The sequence below is a fragment of the Limnohabitans sp. genome (genome assembly GCF_044373035.1).
Taxonomy (GTDB): domain Bacteria; phylum Pseudomonadota; class Gammaproteobacteria; order Burkholderiales; family Burkholderiaceae_C; genus Limnohabitans_A.
Map to the genome: position 1 here is coordinate 1 of NZ_JBILQU010000073.1, position 14,993 is coordinate 14,993.

Consider the following 14,993-nt stretch of genomic DNA (forward strand, 5'->3'; position numbering starts at 1 on the left):
TTGTTTGTGCGCGAAAACAAACTGGCCGCAGGCAAAGCGGCCCCCTTCACCTACCACGGCCGCGTGCTCTACCAATCACACCAGGGCAGCTTGCCTATGAGTGTGGTGTTTGGGTTGCAAAGTGGGGTGGGTTGATGGGTGCATCGCTGGCCCTGCATGAGGGCGGCGATGCATTTCGAGGGCCTACTGCGTTTTTTAAGCCCTGGCTACGCTGGGCACGGCGTTAGGCTGCCTCGATCAGCTCGATATCTTTCTTCAGCAATGCATTGAGCAAGGCATTGAGTGTGATGCCCTTGGCCTCAGCTCGCTTGACAAGGAAGTCCAACACCTGCGGGTCAAGGCGCACAGGCGGAATCAGGCGCAAATCAGGCTTGTAAAACTTGCCACGCTGCGCATTAGAAAAATCGTATTCGTCCTTCATGGTGTTCACCTTTTAGCTGCTTGGCTGTTCATCGTTGCTTGTCACTTACTGCACAGTACCTTGTTCATACTGTTGGCGTTCGTTGCGGGTGGCGGCTCTGGCGGAAATGATACGCACCAGTGCGGTACTGGGGCCGGTGGCGGTGAACGTATGCACCAGCAGCAACAGCGCGCCTTCACTGGAAAGCCCCACGCTGATCCAACGCTCCTCATCTTGGCTGTGCTCCGTATCAAAAACCGTCATGGCCAGAGGGTCCAGAATCACCGTCATGGCCTCCCTGAAATCCACCCCATGCTTGACCAGGTTGATGGCAGCCTTGTTGTCATCCCAATCGAACTCGTAATCTGTAGTGCTCACACTGCAGCCCCTAACGTGAGGCGGCGTATCAGGTTCACATGCAACTTAATCAACTCAGACAGATTTTGTCGGTTGAAGTTGGCCGCTTTGCGCAGCTGCATCAAACAAGCTGAGTAGTGCACGGACGAAATGCCAAGTGATTGCAATGACGTGATGGTAGACCGATTGGGAAAATACTCCAATAAATCAACAGTATAGGGTGTGTGAATTAACGCGAAAACAAACTGGCCGCAGGCAAAGCGGCCCCCTTCACTTACCACGGCCGCGTGCTCTACCAATCACACCAGGGCAGCTTGCCTATGAGTGTGGTGTTTGGGTTGCAAAGTGGGGGGGCTGGATGGGTTGAGCACTGGCGGTGAAGGCGGGCGATGGTTTGAAGGGCGAGGTAGAGGGCGTGTTCCACGCCCATCGCCCACGGGGTGGGCTCCCACAAAGGCACATCGCCCACGGGGTGGGCTCCTGCAAATAGGCGGCCTCAAGCCCAAAAGGTGGGCGTCTGCGTTCAGGGTCTGACGTCTGACGGCACAATCAGGCCATGCCCGACAAAGCCCCCTCGCCTGCCGCCAAAACGCTCAGCGCCCCGCAAAAGGCGCTGATCAAGCTTGGCCTCAAGCGCGACATCGATCTGGCACTGCACCTGCCGCTGCGTTACGAGGACGAGACCCGCATCGTGAAGCTGCGCGATGCGCGCGAGGGCGACACGGCGCAAATAGAGGCCACGGTCACGGCGTGCGAGATCACGCAGCGCCCGCGCAGGCAGCTGCTGGTGACGGTGGACGATGGCTCAGACACCTGCGTGATGCGTTTTTTCAGCTTTTACCCGTCGCACCAAAAGGCGTTGGCGGTGGGCAACCGCATCCGGGCGCGGGGCGAAGTCAAGGGCGGCTTCATGGGGCTGACCATGATGCACCCGACCTTCAAGGCCGCAGGCGGCAACCTGGCCGAGGCGCTGACGCCGGTGTATTCCACCGTGGCGGGGCTGGCCCAAGCCTATTTGCGCCGGGCCGTGATCACCGGGCTGAACCATGCCGACCTGAGCGAGACCCTGCCCGCAGGCATCGCCTGGCCGGACCCGCGTGGGGCTTGGACACTGCGCGACGCGCTGCAGTTTTTGCACCACCCCACGCCCGATGTGTCGCTGGCCGCTCTAGAGGACCGCAGCCACCCGGCCTGGGTGCGCCTCAAATGCGAGGAGTTGCTGGCACAGCAGTTGTCGCAGCTCACCGCCAAGCGCGAGCGCGATTTGTTGCGCGCCCCGGCTTTGAAGATGAAGCGCGGTGCTTTGCACGACCAGTTGCTGGCCGCCCTGCCCTTTGCCTTGACGAATGCCCAGCAGCGCGTGGGGCGCGAAATTGCCCAAGACCTGGCCCGCCCGGTGCCCATGCACCGCCTGCTGCAAGGCGATGTGGGCGCGGGCAAAACCGTGGTGGCGGCGCTGGCGGCCATGGTGGCCATCGACGCGGGCTGGCAATGCGCCTTGATGGCCCCGACCGAGATTTTGGCCACCCAGCACTTTGCAAAATTAGTGGGCTGGCTCGAGCCTTTGGGCGTGAAGGTGGCTTGGCTGATTGGCAGCCAAAAAAAGAAAGAACGCGCCACCATGTTGGCCCTGATCGAGTCGGGCGAGGCGGCGCTGGTGGTGGGCACACACGCGGTCATTCAAGAGCACGTCAAGTTCAAATGCTTGGGGTTGGCGGTCATTGACGAGCAGCACCGCTTTGGCGTGGCCCAGCGCTTGGCCCTGCGCGGCAAGATGCAGGCCCCCGGCATGGAGCCGCACATGCTGATGATGACGGCCACGCCGATTCCGCGCACGCTGGCCATGAGCTATTACGCCGATCTGGATGTGTCGGTGATTGACGAGCTGCCCCCGGGGCGCACGCCCATCGTGACCCGCGTGGTGTCGGACCACCGCCGCCACGAGGTGGTCGAGCGCATTGGCGCGCAGCTGCAGCAGGGGCGGCAGGTGTATTGGGTGTGCCCCTTGATTGAAGAAAGCGAAGCGCTGGACCTGACCAATGCCACCGAGACCCATGCCGACCTGAGCGAGGCGCTGCCGGGTGTGATGGTGGGCCTGCTGCATTCGCGCATGCCGGTGGCCGAGAAAAAGGCGGTGATGGAGCTCTTCACCGCAGGGGTGATGGGTGTGCTGGTCAGCACCACGGTGATCGAGGTGGGGGTGGACGTGCCCAATGCCTCGCTGATGGTGATCGAGCACGCCGAGCGCTTTGGCCTGAGCCAGCTGCACCAACTGCGTGGCCGGGTGGGGCGGGGCGCGGCGGCGTCGGCCTGTGTGCTGCTGTATGGCACGCCCGAGGGCGGACGCCTGAGCGAGACCGCCCGTGATCGTTTGCGGGCCATGGTGGAGACGAATGACGGCTTTGAGATCGCCCGGCGCGATTTGGAAATCAGGGGGCCGGGTGAATTTTTGGGAGCGCGGCAGTCGGGTGCGCCTTTGCTGCGCTTTGCCGACCTGGAGACCGACGGCCATTTGCTGGACTGGGCGCGTTCTTTGGCGCCGCCCATGCTGGACCAGCACCCGCAGCTGGCCGCGCGGCACATTGGCCGCTGGTTGGGCGGCAAATCCGAGTACCTGAAGGCTTGATGTTCAAATAGCGCCCATGACCCTGACCGAACTCAAATACATCGTGGCCGTGGCCCGCGAAAAGCATTTTGGCAAAGCCGCCGAGGCTTGCTTTGTGTCGCAACCCACGCTGTCGCTGGCCATCAAGAAGCTCGAAGAAGAGCTGGACATGAAGATTTTTGAACGCAGCGCCAGTGAAGTGTCCGTCACCGCTTTGGGCGAAGAGATCGTGCGCCAGGCGCAAAGCGTGCTGGAGCAAGCCGCCGAGATCAAGGAGATTGCCAAGCGCGGCAAAGACCCGCTGACGGGCACCATGCGGCTGGGCGTGATCTACACCATCGGGCCTTATTTGCTGCCCGATTTGGTGCGCCAGATCATCACCGATATCCCGCAAATGCCGCTGATGCTGCAAGAAAACTTTACTGTGCGCCTGCTGGAGATGCTGCGCACGGGTGAGCTCGATTGCGCGATTTTGGCCGAGCCCTTTCCCGAGTCGGGCCTGGCGATTGCGCCGCTGTACGACGAGACCTTCATGGCGGCCTTGCCGCTGAATCACCCGCTGGCCAAAGAGGCCTTCATCACCCCCGATCAGCTGAAAAACGAGACCATGCTGCTGCTGGGCACGGGCCATTGCTTTCGCGACCATGTGCTGGAGGTGTGCCCCGAATTTGCGCGCTACGCCAGCCAGACCGATGGCATTCGCAAGACGTTTGAAGGCTCGTCGCTGGAGACCATCAAGCACATGGTGGCCGCAGGCATGGGCGTGACGCTGGTGCCGCGCATGTCGGTGCCCGACCTCAAGCCGGTGCACAAGCGCTCGGGCGGGCGGCACGAATCGCCTGTGCGGTATTTGCCCATCGTCGACCCGGCAGGCGGCAAGCCGCCCACGCGCCGCGTGGTGCTGGCCTGGCGGCGCAGCTACACCCGCTACGAAGCCATTGCCGCCGTGCGCAACGCCATTTATGCCTGCCCGCTGCCGGGCGTGACGCGCTTGTCCTGACCGGCCGACCAGGCCGTGCCCATGGACGCGGCCATGACGAGGGCAATGGCCAGGCCTTGCGCCAGCGTGAGGTGTTCGGACAGCACCAACCAGCCCGCCAAAGCGCCCACAGCGGGCTCGAGGCTGAGCAAAATGCTGAAGGTGTTTTTGGGCAGGTGGTTGAGCGAAAACATCTCGAGCGCATAGGGGATGGCGCTTGACAGCAAGGCCACCGCCAGCCCCGCGACCAACCATCGCGGGTCGAGCAAGGCAGCACCCGCATGAAAAATCCCCACCGGGGCCACCACCAAAGCCGCGGCCAACATGCCCATGGGCGTGGCCATGGCCCCGTAGCGCAGCGCCACGCGCTGACCAAACACGATGTAAAGCGCCCAACAAATGCCCGCCGCGAACGCGAAAAACATGCCCAAGGGGTCGAGCGCTGTGGCCGCATCACCCCCGGGCAAAGGCAGCAGCAGCGCCAGGCCCGCGATGGCCAGTGACACCCAGAGCCAGTCGCTGGTTTTTTTGGAAGTCCAGACCGCCACGCTCAGCGGGCCAATGAACTCGATGGCGATCGCCACGCCAAAGGGGATGGTCTTGATCGCGCTGTAAAACAGCAGATTCATCACGCCCAGCGTGACGCCGTACAGGCCCAGCGGCAGTGCATCGGCCCAAACCCATTGGCGACGCCAGGGCCTGAACACGGCCATGAGCATGAGCATGGCAAAAATGATGCGGTAAGCGGTGGTGCCCTCCGCGCCCAAAGCAGGGAACAGGCTTTTGGCAAACGAGGTGCCAAATGCCAAGGACAACAAACTGCCCAACAAGGCCAGCATGGCCCACAAACGGAGATTCAAACAAGGCCTCTTTATTCAGCGTTCAGAACGATGGGCTGGCCGTGCGGGGTGCGCTCGGCGGCGTCGGCCCAGGCGTGTTCCAAATCATGGATTTCATCGGGCGTGCCCAGTTGCCGCTCGATGACCAGCTGCTCCAGTGCGTTGAGCCAGTGGGTGTAATAAAGGCTGCCGTCGCTGGCTTCGCCGCGCACTTGGCCGGCACGGATTTCGTGGGTCAAGGCGGTGGCCCATTCGGGCCAGGTGAAAACGCCTTTGCCGTGCAGCTGCAAGGTCATGGCAAAGGCGTGGGCCTGCCAGGGTTCTTCAAATACCGCGCCGTTGTTGGCGGTGGCGGGCATGGGAAAGCCGTCGCCGCAGGCGCGGGCCAGGTCGTTCAGGTCTTGGATGGCTTGGCTCATGGGATCTGCAACGCTTCCAGATAAGACTCCCAGGCGTCCACGCTCACCTGATGCCCGGCTTCGGCTTGTGGCCCCCACAGCTCGGTGCCGTCAAACACCACGGTGTACAGGTGCTCGGCCGTGCCATCAAAAGGCGGCAGCATCTTGTTGACATGCTGGTCGGGCAAAACGTGGCTGCCGTGGTGCAACACCACCGTGCCCACATGGCCGCGCACATAGCGGGGCAAGCGGGTGTGGCCTTGGGGGTTCAGGTTCAGGGCGCGCACGCGTTGGCCCGGGGCAAAGCGCGGAGCTTGGGTGCTGGGGCGGTCGGCCGGGCTGCCTTTGGCCAGCGCCGCGTCCACCTCTGCGGCTTTGAGCACCCGAATGCCCGCCACGGGCGGCATGATGGCTTGGCCTTGGGCCAGCTCCTGTTCGGTGATCAAGCCGCGCTCGGTCAACAGGTTTTGCAGCGCCTTGAGCCAAATGGCGTAATAAGGGCCTTGCACATAGTCCAGTGGGGGCAAAGACTCGCGGGCCGAGCGGGCCAGGTCGATGTTCCACAGGCCGCTGGCCCCCATGGCCACCGTCACGCCTAAAGCGCGGCGCTCCCATTCGCCATGAAACAGGGCCTCGTTGGCTTCGATTTGAACCGGGCCGTAGCCTTGCATACCGCCCATGTCGTGTAAGCCGTTCATGCCACCACCTGTGGATTCAAGGCCAGGCCGGTGCCGATCATGGCGTCGCGGGTGACCAAGGTAGCCAGTTGTTCCTGGCTCCAGCCTTCGGTGCCTGCGGGTCTTTCAGGCAGCACCAAATAACGCACTTCGGCGGTGGAGTCCCAGACACGGATGTTTTGGCCCGGCGGCAAGGTGACACCAAAATCGGCCAGCACGGCGCGCGGCTCGATCACGGCGCGCGAGCGGTAAGCGGCGCTTTTGTACCAAACCGGGGGCAGGCCCAGCACGGGCCAGGGGTAGCAGCTGCACAGGGTGCAGACCACCATGTTGTGGGTGTCGGGGGTGTTGGGCACGGCCACCATGTGCTCGCCCTGGCGGCCGGTGTAGTCCATCGAGGCGATGGCGGCGGTGGCATCTTGCAGCAGCCAGTCTCTAAAAGCCGGCTCGGCCCAGGCACGGGCCACCACTTTGGCCCCGTTGTGCGGGCCCACATGCACCTCATAGGTTTCGATGATGCGGTCCACGGCGGCGGGGTCCAGGTAGCCTTTTTGCGTCAGCAGGGTTTCCAGAGCGCGCACGCGCAGGTCCATCTCGCCCAGGGTGCTGTGCGCGTGGTCATGGTCATGACCGTGTGGGTGTTCGTGTTCAGTTGGCATGCGGTCTCCTTGGGGGGTCTGGCGGGCACTTGAGGGGCCAACTTGAGGGCCTGACCCTGTGCAGACGGGGCTTTTGGAAGTGATCATAGCGCCGCATACAATGGCGGCTTCGCCCGCAGGACGCCCAGGCGTCACCCGCACAACCCGAATTTGACTTTCAGTGGAGTTTCCATGTTCATTTCTTCTGCTTTTGCCCAAACCGCTCCCGCCGCCGCCTCTGGTGGCGACATGACTTCCACCCTGATGAGCATGCTGCCGCTGCTGCTGATGTTTGTGGTGCTGTATTTCGTCATGATCCGCCCCCAAATGAAGAAGCAAAAAGAGCACCGCGCCATGGTCGACGCCCTGGCCAAGGGCGACGAAGTCGTGACCGCTGGCGGCTTTTTGGGCAAGGTCAGCAAGCTGGGCGACGCTTATGTGGGCGTCGAGCTGGCCACGGGCGTGGAAGTGCAGATGCAGCGCAGCGCCGTGGTGCAAGTCTTGCCCAAAGGCACGATGAAGTAATTCTTACTGGCTTTATCTATGGGGTCTTGGCTGTCAAGGCCCCCTTTTTATATTCTTTACGCGAGTCTTTATGAACCGTTATCCGGTCTGGAAGTACGTGATCCTGGTCGTCGCCTTGTTGCTGGGTGTGGTCTACACCCTTCCCAATTTCTTTGGTGAGGCCCCGGCGGTTCAGGTGTCCTCAGCCAAGGCCACCATCAAGGTAGACACGTCCACGCTGCAAAAGGTTGAAGACGCGCTCAAGTCAGCAGGCACCGCACCCCAAAGCGTGGTGCTCGAAGGCACTTCGATCCGCGCCCGATTTGACAACACCGACCAGCAGCTCAAGGCCAAAGATGCCATTCAGAAGGCCCTGATTCCGGACGCCACAGACCCGCAATTCGTGGTCGCTTTGAATTTGGTCTCGCGTTCACCCGCTTGGCTGAGCGCCTTGCACGCTTCGCCCATGTACTTGGGCCTGGATTTGCGCGGTGGCGTGCACTTCATGCTGCAAGTGGACATGCAGGCGGCGCTGACCCAGCGGCTGGAATCCCTCACCGGGGACTTGCGCAGCACGATGCGCGAAAAAGACATTCGCCATGGCGGCATTTCACGCAATGGCCAGAACATCGAAATCCGCGTGCGCGACGCGCAACAACAAGAAGCCGCCAAGCGCCTGATCACCGACCAGTTTGCCGATCTGCAAACACGGGAAGTGAGCAATGGCACCGAACTCAGCCTGGTGGTGAGCATCAAGCCCGAAGCCGCCCGCAAGGTGCAAGATCAGGCGCTCAAGCAAAACATCACCACACTGCACAACCGGATCAACGAGCTGGGCGTGGCCGAGCCGGTGATTCAGCAGCAGGGGCTGGACCGCATCGTGGTGCAGTTGCCCGGCGTGCAGGACACGGCCAAGGCCAAAGACATTCTGGGCCGCACCGCCACCCTTGAGGTGCGCATGGTCGACGAAAGCACCGAAGCGCGTGCGGCTGAGCAGGCCGGCGGCCTGGTGCCCTTTGGCACCGAGCGCTACATGGAACGCGATGGCCGCCCACTGATCGTCAAAAAACAGGTGGTGCTCACGGGTGACAACCTGACCGATGCCCAGGCTGGCTTTGACAGCCAGACCCAAGAGCCCGTGGTCAACCTGACACTGGACGCCAAGGGCGCCCGCATCTTCAAAGATGTGACGCGCGAAAGCGTGGGCAAGCGCATGGCCATCATCTTGTTTGAAAAGGGCAAGGGCGAAGTGGTCACGGCTCCCGTGATCCGCGCCGAGATTGGCGGCGGTCGCGTGCAGATTTCGGGCCGCATGACCACATCAGAGGCCACCGACACGGCGCTGCTGCTGCGCGCGGGTTCATTGGCCGCGCCCATGGAAATCATCGAAGAGCGCACCATTGGCCCGAGCCTGGGTGCAGAAAACATCGCCAAGGGCTTCAACAGCGTGACTTGGGGTTTCCTGGTGATCGTGGCCTTCATGATGGTTTATTACGCCATGTTCGGTTTGTTCTCCGGCATCGCGCTGGGGGTCAATTTGCTGCTGCTGGTGGCTATTTTGTCGATGCTGCAAGCCACGCTGACCCTGCCCGGCATGGCCGCAATGGCGCTGGCTTTGGGCATGGCGATCGACTCGAACGTGCTGATCAACGAGCGTGTGCGGGAAGAGCTGCGCAACGGGGCCAGCCCGCAAGCGGCCATCCATGCAGGATATGAGCGCGCCTGGGCCACGATTTTGGACTCCAACATCACCACCTTGATCGCGGGTGTGGCCCTGCTGGCCTTTGGTTCAGGCCCGGTGCGCGGATTTGCGGTGGTGCACTGCATCGGCATTTTGACCAGCATGTTTTCGGCTGTGCTTTTCTCGCGTGGCTTGGTCAACCTCTGGTACGGCGGCAAGAAAAAACTCAAATCGGTGTCGATCGGCACCGTCTGGCGGCCCGAGGCTGGTACTGCGGTGAAAGCCGACTAAGGGGAAAAGACCATGGAATTGTTCAAAATCAGAAAAGACATCCCGTTCATGCGCCACGCGTTGGTGCTCAACGCGGTCTCTTTCATCACTTTTGCGCTGGCGGTGTTTTTCCTGTTCAGCCGGGGCCTGCACCTGTCTGTAGAGTTCACGGGCGGCACTTTGATGGAAGTGAGTTACAGCCAACCCGCTGACCTGCAGAAGGTGCGTGGCACGGTGGGCACGCTCGGCTTTTCAGAAGTGCAGGTGCAAAACTTCGGTTCGGCACGCGAAGTGTTGATCCGCCTGCCCGCGCAAAAAGGCGTGAGCTCGGCCCAGCAAAGCGAGATAGTTTTGTCGGCGCTCAAAGCCAATGACCCGGATGTCACGCTGCGCCGCACCGAGTTTGTGGGCCCGCAAGTGGGCGACGAACTGGTGGAAGACGGCCTGATGGCGCTGGCCTTTGTGGTGGGCGGCATCATGCTGTACTTGGCCATTCGCTTCGAGTGGAAGTTCGCCGTCTCGGCCATCATTGCCAACTTGCACGATGTGGTCATCATCCTGGGCTTTTTTGCCTTCTTCCAATGGGAGTTTTCACTGGCGGTGCTGGCGGCGGTGCTGGCGGTGCTGGGTTATTCGGTGAACGAGTCGGTGGTGATTTTTGACCGAATTCGCGAGAACTTCCGACGCTACCGCAAGATGAACACGGTGGAGATCATCGACAATGCGATCACCTCCACCATCAGCCGCACCATCATCACCCACGGCTCGACCCAGATCATGGTGTTGTCCATGCTGCTGTTTGGCGGCGAGACGCTGTATTACTTCGCGCTGGCTTTGACGATTGGCATTTGCTTTGGCATTTACTCGTCGGTGTTTGTGGGCGCTGCGGTGGCCATGTGGCTGGGCATCAGCCGTGAAGACATGGTCAAGCCGATCAAGAAAGACAACGACCCGAGCGACGAAAACTCGGGCGCGGTGGTTTAAGCCCGGTCAGGGCTTGAGGTCCAGCGGCACCTGAGCATCTGCCGCAGCCTTGGCCCAGCGCCGGTTCTCGGCGGCGCGTTCGGCATAGCGGTTAAAGCGCCAGGAGTTGCCCTCCATGGTGATGCGCTGCCAGATGCCGCGTTTTTCACCCGGGCTCATTTCGGTCCACAACTGCACTTCTTCGAAGCTGCGGCCACAGCCTTTGCAGGTTTCGTCGCCCTGGCTGGTCGAGCAAATGGCAATGCAGGGCGTGTCGGGGGTGGTGGCGTACCAGTCTTGCCAAGCTTCGGCTGCTGCCAGGGGCAGGCTGAATTCGTCGGCCAGGTCCTGCTTCAAGTACACCATCAGCCCATACACCTCGGCCAGCGCACGCAACTCAGGCGGCAGCGACACCCCATCGGGTGAGGGGTTTTTGATGCGCCAGTGGTTGATGGCGGCTTCTATGTCGGTGATGTGGATTCCGGCCATGGTGTGTCTTGTGCAGGGAGCGGCGATCATAGCCCTTGAAGCCATCACCCGCGCTGCGTTCAGGGTGATCCAAAGCGCCGGGCTCAGCGGGCGGTTGGAAACTGCGCTTGCATTTGACGCCAACGCGCTTGGACTTCACGCAAACGGGTGTCCACGATCGAGGCTTCGATGTGGTCTGCAGCTTTCAGCTGACTGCGCTTGGCCAGCTCCTGTGCCGCCCGAAAGCGGTCGAGCGCGCCCTCCCAATCGAGCCGGGCGACTTGGGCCTCGGCCTCGGCCCGCAAGCCAGCCAGGTTCTGCCCTTGCGTGAAGAGCAAACTGGCCAATAGGTTCCAAGCTTGGGCATCGTGGGGGGCGACCAACACCCGCTGACGAAGTTGCCCGGTGATGTCCGCCTGCAACGCATGCTGGGGCATGCGCTGCACGGCTTGCGCAACAGCCATCAGCTCCGGGCGCGGCAGATCGGGCAGCGCCCCACCGGGCAGCAAGTGCTGCAGCACGGCTTCAAAGCGGTCTTGTTTCATGGCCACTTCGGCCGACAGCAGGCTCATCCAGCGCCCCACCGACAGCGCCAGGGGAGAGGCAGAGGTCTGAAGGGTCGGCAAGTCTGTAGGCACTGACTTTTTCACGAATTCGCGCAACGCCTGCAGACTGCGCTCGGCAGCGGCGATGTTTCTTTGCTGCAAATAGGCCAGCGTGCCGGCATAGAGCTTGCCCGCCCGTAGGGCAGGGCCTTCCTGTGGCGAGGGTTGCTCGGCCTCTTGGATCCAGGCCTTGAGTGCATCGGGGGTGTTTTGCGACAAGACCCGCGCCCGCGCCGACATCAGGGCTTGGGCCATGTCGGGGGCAGGCACAGCGGCGGGCGTGTTCAGCTGCTGGCGGGCCTGCATGTCAGCGATGCGCTCGCTGGTCAAAGGGTGGCTGCGCAAGTAGGGAAAAGCCCCGTTGTCGTTCAGGCCCGCGGCTTGTTGCAGCTTGCCGAACATGCCCACAAAGCCCCGGGGGTCGTAGCCCGCATCGACGAGGATGCCGTAACCCACGCGATCGGCTTCGCGCTCCATGTCGCGCGAATAGCGCAGCTGCGACTGAATGGCCGCAGCTTGTCCGCCCACGATCAGGGCCTGGGCACCTTGCGGGTTTTTGCTGGCGGCCAAGGCGCCCAAAATCATGGCCCCAATCAGCAAGGGCGTGGAGCGGGACTGTTCACTCATGCCGCGCGCAATGTGGCGCTGGCTGACGTGGCTCAATTCGTGTGCCAGCACCGATGCCAGCTCATCGTGCGAGCCCACCACCGCGATCAGGCCGAGGTGCACCCCGAGGTAGCCGCCCGGCAAGGCAAAGGCGTTGACCGAGCGGTCTCGCCCCAGCAGAATGCGCCACGCAAAACGCTCTTGCAACTCGGGCGACAATTCACCCCGAGCCGCCGCAGCCCGGATCAGCGGGGCCCACAACAGTTGGATGTACTCATCGAGCACGGGGTCTTCCAGGTAATCGGGGTCACGGTACAGTTCGCGTGCGATGCGGTCACCCAGCTGGCGCTCTTCCCCCAGCGAGATGACCTCGCCATCGCCCAGCCCCGGCAAACCTGTGGTTTGGGCGCGCGCTGCAGGGTTGACCAGTGCAGCGGCAACCACAAATGGTAAAAATCGGTGTCGGAATTTGTGTTTCAAAGTGGCTCCAGCCCTTCTCTAGCCCCGTATGATGCCCGCATCTTGTCAATTTTCTGTAAACCCTTTTTGCCCGTCTTGCCATGAGCTCCTCTAACGACGCCCTGACCCACTTCGATGCCCAAGGCCAAGCCCACATGGTGGATGTGGGCCACAAGGCCAGCACGCGGCGTGTGGCGGTGGCCACCGGCAGCATCGTGATGCTGGCTTCCACCTTGGCACTGATCGAATCGGGCACGGCCAAAAAAGGCGATGTGCTGGGCATTGCCCGCATCGCGGGCATTCAGGGCGCCAAAAAAACCAGCGACCTGATCCCCTTGTGTCACCCCATTGGCCTGACGCGGGTCGCGGTCGAGTTTGAAGTTGTGTCGGCCTCTTGCCGTGTGGTGTGCACCGCCACCGCCGAAGTGAACGGCCAAACAGGGGTTGAGATGGAAGCCCTCACCGCCGTGCAAGTCGCCTTGCTGACCATCTACGACATGTGCAAAGCCGTGGACCGGGGCATGACCATCACCGATGTGAAGTTGCTGGAAAAGCATGGGGGTAAGTCGGGGAGTTTTGTGGCGGCAACCTGATGTGATGCTGCGCTGAAAAACCGCACACCCCAGGACACGCTCAAGCCATGACGCCCTTGCATCTGCCCACGGCTTACTTCATCGCTGGCATTTTGTACCTGATCATGCCGATCTCTGTCTGGCTGATGTTGCGCAAGCGGCAAGGGCTCAGCAACACCTTGTGGTGCTTGGGAGGTCTGGCCTTTGGCTTGAGTCTTATCTTGCTGGGCATGCGGGGAAAGTGGCCAGATGCACTGACCTACGAGATGGCGATTTGGTTGCTGGTGCTGGGGCCGTTATTGCGTGTGGGCGCCTTGCGCCAGGCATTGCAGCGTCCGGATTGGGTGACGGGTTTGCTGGCCTTGTCCTTGGTGCACATCACTGTGTATGTTGTTTTAAATGTGATCCTGGACCAGCCCAGTTTGCGCTTTGTTTGGTCATCCTTGGGTGCAGCGGCGGCATTGGCTTGGTTGGCTCTTTTGGCAAGAGCCGTTTACCGGCGCGATCAAAGCATCAGTGCGCTCTGGATTTTCGTTTGCTATCTGGCCTTGGCAGCGGTCTTGGTCATACGCATACCAGGCGTTTTGCTTGGCGTGAGCGAGCCCACGGCCATGATCTCGGACCCCTTATCGAACTTGCTGATTTTTCTGGGTGTGGTCACCGCCATCGTGGGCAACATCGGCTTTTTGGGCATGTTCATAGAGCGGATGAACCGAGAAACCCTGGAATCGGCCAAGGTGCAGGCCCGACAAGAGGAGGCGACTCGTTTGAGCGAGCAAATCGCCCAACTTGACCGACGCCGCAGTGTGGGGGAGATTGCGGCTTCTTTGGCGCACGAGTTGAGCCAACCCCTGACCAACATCTACCTGATCGCTGACCGAATGGAAATGTCACTCCAGCAACGTCAGGACGAATCGCTGAACAAGTACTTTGAAGACCTCAACCGTAACACCCAGAAAGCGGGCGACATCCTGGGGCGCATTCGCGCCTTCATCCAATCCAAGAGCACCCACATTGAGCGGGTTGAACTCAACCAGGTGATCACCGATGTGAGCGCCCTGATCCACGACCTGGCTTACAACGAATCGGTGGACCTGCAGGTCTCCTTACCACCTCAAGGCTTGGCCGTGAGGGCCGACCCGGTTCAGCTGTCGCAGATTTTCATGAACGTGATGCGCAATGCCATTCAGGCCACGCATGGCCAGCCGTTACGGCAATTGCGGATCCGCGTCTGGCGCGAAGGAGAGGTGGCCCACATCACGCTCACCGACAACGGACCGGGCTTGCCCGCTGAAGCTTTGAGCCAAGCGGGCACCGCTTTTTTCACCACCAAAACCGAAGGCTTGGGCGTGGGCCTGTCCATTTCCAAATCGATTGCACAGCAGCATGGGGGCAGCCTGACCATTGCCAACAGCCCCTCGGGCGGTGCGGTGGTGGCATTGCAACTGCCGGCTGTGGACTGACGTCTGAATGAAAGGACCCGGCCTTGGGGCCAAAGCCCTGCAGGCCTTGGCGTCAAGCCTCAATCTGATGGATCGTCAACCAAGCCATCGCCTTTGACCACACGCCGCACGACCTCGGCGCTGAAGCCGCGTGTGAGCAAAAAGCGCATGTGTTTGGCGCGGGTCTGGGGGTCCGTCGGCAGGCTGTCAAATTTCTTGCACCACACCTCATGGGCTCGGCTCAATTCCGTGTCCTTGAGGCCCGCCAGCGCCTCGGCCACCGCCTCGCCTGACAGACCCTTGAGGGCCAGCTCTTGTTTGATGCGGGCACTGCCGAGCTTGCCTGATCGGCGGTTGACCAGCGAGTCAATCGCCCGCCCATCGTTGATGAAGTCCCGCGCTTGCAATTCATCGAGCGCTTTGGCCAGTTCGCCAGGCACCTCTTCGTGCTGTGCCAGTTTGCGTTCCAGCTCGGCGCGTGAGTGCTCGCGCTGGCTCAAAAGCCGCAAGGCGCGGCCTTTGAGCGAGGG

General features: G+C 61.7%; 16 protein-coding genes. 7 read left to right on the forward strand and 9 right to left on the reverse strand.

Annotated elements, in window-relative coordinates; genetic code table 11:
• Positions 1 to 223 precede the first annotated feature (223 nt).
• Positions 224 to 421 (reverse strand): hypothetical protein, encoded by a 198-nt coding sequence (locus tag ACIQ47_RS11105; protein ID WP_396438178.1) that lies wholly within the window; start codon positions 419 to 421, stop codon positions 224 to 226.
• Positions 422 to 466: 45 nt separating this feature from the next.
• Positions 467 to 778: a BrnT family toxin gene (locus ACIQ47_RS11110; protein WP_396438179.1), complete on the reverse strand. Its 312-nt coding sequence runs from the start codon at positions 776 to 778 to the stop codon at positions 467 to 469.
• 535 nt (positions 779 to 1,313) lie between these two features.
• On the opposite strand from ACIQ47_RS11110, the gene recG reads away from it, so the two are divergent.
• Together recG and ACIQ47_RS11120 are read left to right on the forward strand one after the other, a co-directional pair.
• Positions 1,314 to 3,383: an ATP-dependent DNA helicase RecG gene (recG, locus tag ACIQ47_RS11115; protein WP_396438180.1), complete on the forward strand. Its 2,070-nt coding sequence runs from the start codon at positions 1,314 to 1,316 to the stop codon at positions 3,381 to 3,383.
• Positions 3,384 to 3,399: 16 nt separating this feature from the next.
• The gene (locus ACIQ47_RS11120; protein WP_396438181.1) at positions 3,400 to 4,362 is read left to right on the forward strand and encodes a LysR substrate-binding domain-containing protein; all 963 of its coding nucleotides are present in this window, start codon (positions 3,400 to 3,402) and stop codon (positions 4,360 to 4,362) included.
• On the opposite strand, the gene ACIQ47_RS11125 is transcribed toward ACIQ47_RS11120, so the two are convergent.
• The 4 genes from ACIQ47_RS11125 to nthA are packed head-to-tail and all read right to left on the reverse strand — an operon-like array spanning position 4,323 to position 6,914.
• Positions 4,323 to 5,180, reverse strand: a complete 858-nt coding sequence (locus ACIQ47_RS11125; RefSeq protein ID WP_396438193.1) for an EamA family transporter — start codon at positions 5,178 to 5,180, stop codon at positions 4,323 to 4,325. The two genes, ACIQ47_RS11120 and ACIQ47_RS11125, sit on opposite strands and share 40 nt — an antisense overlap.
• Positions 5,181 to 5,212: 32 nt before the next feature.
• Entirely contained in the window at positions 5,213 to 5,599 is a 387-nt protein-coding gene (locus ACIQ47_RS11130) for a nitrile hydratase accessory protein (RefSeq protein ID WP_396438182.1), read from the reverse strand.
• Positions 5,596 to 6,276 (reverse strand): nitrile hydratase subunit beta, encoded by a 681-nt coding sequence (nthB, locus tag ACIQ47_RS11135; protein WP_396438183.1) that lies wholly within the window; start codon positions 6,274 to 6,276, stop codon positions 5,596 to 5,598. The genes ACIQ47_RS11130 and nthB overlap by 4 nt, the downstream gene beginning before the upstream one ends.
• A complete protein-coding gene (gene nthA / locus ACIQ47_RS11140; RefSeq protein ID WP_396438184.1) occupies positions 6,273 to 6,914 on the reverse strand; it encodes a nitrile hydratase subunit alpha in 642 nt (213 codons plus the stop codon). Before nthA ends, nthB begins: the two co-directional genes overlap by 4 nt.
• A 171-nt stretch (positions 6,915 to 7,085) precedes the next feature.
• On the opposite strand from nthA, the gene yajC reads away from it, so the two are divergent.
• From yajC to secF, 3 genes are all read left to right on the forward strand, one after another.
• Positions 7,086 to 7,418: a preprotein translocase subunit YajC gene (gene yajC / locus ACIQ47_RS11145; RefSeq protein WP_396438185.1), complete on the forward strand. Its 333-nt coding sequence runs from the start codon at positions 7,086 to 7,088 to the stop codon at positions 7,416 to 7,418.
• Between the two features lie 70 nt (positions 7,419 to 7,488).
• Positions 7,489 to 9,369: a protein translocase subunit SecD gene (secD, locus tag ACIQ47_RS11150; RefSeq protein WP_396438186.1), complete on the forward strand. Its 1,881-nt coding sequence runs from the start codon at positions 7,489 to 7,491 to the stop codon at positions 9,367 to 9,369.
• A 12-nt stretch (positions 9,370 to 9,381) separates the two neighbouring features.
• Positions 9,382 to 10,332, forward strand: a complete 951-nt coding sequence (gene secF / locus ACIQ47_RS11155) for a protein translocase subunit SecF (RefSeq protein WP_396438187.1) — start codon at positions 9,382 to 9,384, stop codon at positions 10,330 to 10,332.
• A 6-nt stretch (positions 10,333 to 10,338) separates the two neighbouring features.
• Here secF and ACIQ47_RS11160 read toward each other — a convergent pair whose 3' ends face one another.
• Together ACIQ47_RS11160 and ACIQ47_RS11165 are read right to left on the reverse strand one after the other, a co-directional pair.
• Positions 10,339 to 10,800 (reverse strand): DUF3717 domain-containing protein, encoded by a 462-nt coding sequence (locus tag ACIQ47_RS11160; RefSeq protein WP_396438188.1) that lies wholly within the window; start codon positions 10,798 to 10,800, stop codon positions 10,339 to 10,341.
• Positions 10,801 to 10,883: 83 nt separating this feature from the next.
• Entirely contained in the window at positions 10,884 to 12,470 is a 1,587-nt protein-coding gene (locus tag ACIQ47_RS11165; RefSeq protein WP_396438189.1) for a M48 family metalloprotease, read from the reverse strand.
• Positions 12,471 to 12,550: 80 nt separating this feature from the next.
• On the opposite strand from ACIQ47_RS11165, the gene moaC reads away from it, so the two are divergent.
• Both moaC and ACIQ47_RS11175 read left to right on the forward strand, forming a co-directional pair.
• Entirely contained in the window at positions 12,551 to 13,042 is a 492-nt protein-coding gene (gene moaC, locus ACIQ47_RS11170; RefSeq protein WP_396438190.1) for a cyclic pyranopterin monophosphate synthase MoaC, read from the forward strand.
• Between the two features lie 47 nt (positions 13,043 to 13,089).
• Complete coding sequence (locus ACIQ47_RS11175) at positions 13,090 to 14,484, forward strand: sensor histidine kinase (RefSeq protein ID WP_396438191.1); 1,395 nt, start codon at positions 13,090 to 13,092, stop codon at positions 14,482 to 14,484.
• Between the two features lie 59 nt (positions 14,485 to 14,543).
• Here ACIQ47_RS11175 and recX read toward each other — a convergent pair.
• Positions 14,544 to 14,993: recombination regulator RecX (gene recX / locus ACIQ47_RS11180; protein WP_396438192.1), on the reverse strand; the 450-nt coding region annotated here is incomplete at its 5' end.

Excerpts from the sequence above, each read along its gene's own strand:
- ACIQ47_RS11105 (WP_396438178.1), bottom strand. The coding sequence starts at position 421 with ATGAAGGACGAATACGATTTTTCTAATGCGCAGCGTGGCAAGTTTTAC.
- recG (WP_396438180.1), top strand. The coding sequence starts at position 1,314 with ATGCCCGACAAAGCCCCCTCGCCTGCCGCCAAAACGCTCAGCGCCCCG.
- ACIQ47_RS11120 (WP_396438181.1), top strand. The coding sequence starts at position 3,400 with ATGACCCTGACCGAACTCAAATACATCGTGGCCGTGGCCCGCGAAAAG.
- ACIQ47_RS11125 (WP_396438193.1), bottom strand. The coding sequence starts at position 5,180 with ATGCTGGCCTTGTTGGGCAGTTTGTTGTCCTTGGCATTTGGCACCTCG.
- ACIQ47_RS11130 (WP_396438182.1), bottom strand. The coding sequence starts at position 5,599 with ATGAGCCAAGCCATCCAAGACCTGAACGACCTGGCCCGCGCCTGCGGC.
- nthB (WP_396438183.1), bottom strand. The coding sequence starts at position 6,276 with ATGAACGGCTTACACGACATGGGCGGTATGCAAGGCTACGGCCCGGTT.
- nthA (WP_396438184.1), bottom strand. The coding sequence starts at position 6,914 with ATGCCAACTGAACACGAACACCCACACGGTCATGACCATGACCACGCG.
- yajC (WP_396438185.1), top strand. The coding sequence starts at position 7,086 with ATGTTCATTTCTTCTGCTTTTGCCCAAACCGCTCCCGCCGCCGCCTCT.
- secD (WP_396438186.1), top strand. The coding sequence starts at position 7,489 with ATGAACCGTTATCCGGTCTGGAAGTACGTGATCCTGGTCGTCGCCTTG.
- secF (WP_396438187.1), top strand. The coding sequence starts at position 9,382 with ATGGAATTGTTCAAAATCAGAAAAGACATCCCGTTCATGCGCCACGCG.
- ACIQ47_RS11160 (WP_396438188.1), bottom strand. The coding sequence starts at position 10,800 with ATGGCCGGAATCCACATCACCGACATAGAAGCCGCCATCAACCACTGG.
- moaC (WP_396438190.1), top strand. The coding sequence starts at position 12,551 with ATGAGCTCCTCTAACGACGCCCTGACCCACTTCGATGCCCAAGGCCAA.
- ACIQ47_RS11175 (WP_396438191.1), top strand. The coding sequence starts at position 13,090 with ATGACGCCCTTGCATCTGCCCACGGCTTACTTCATCGCTGGCATTTTG.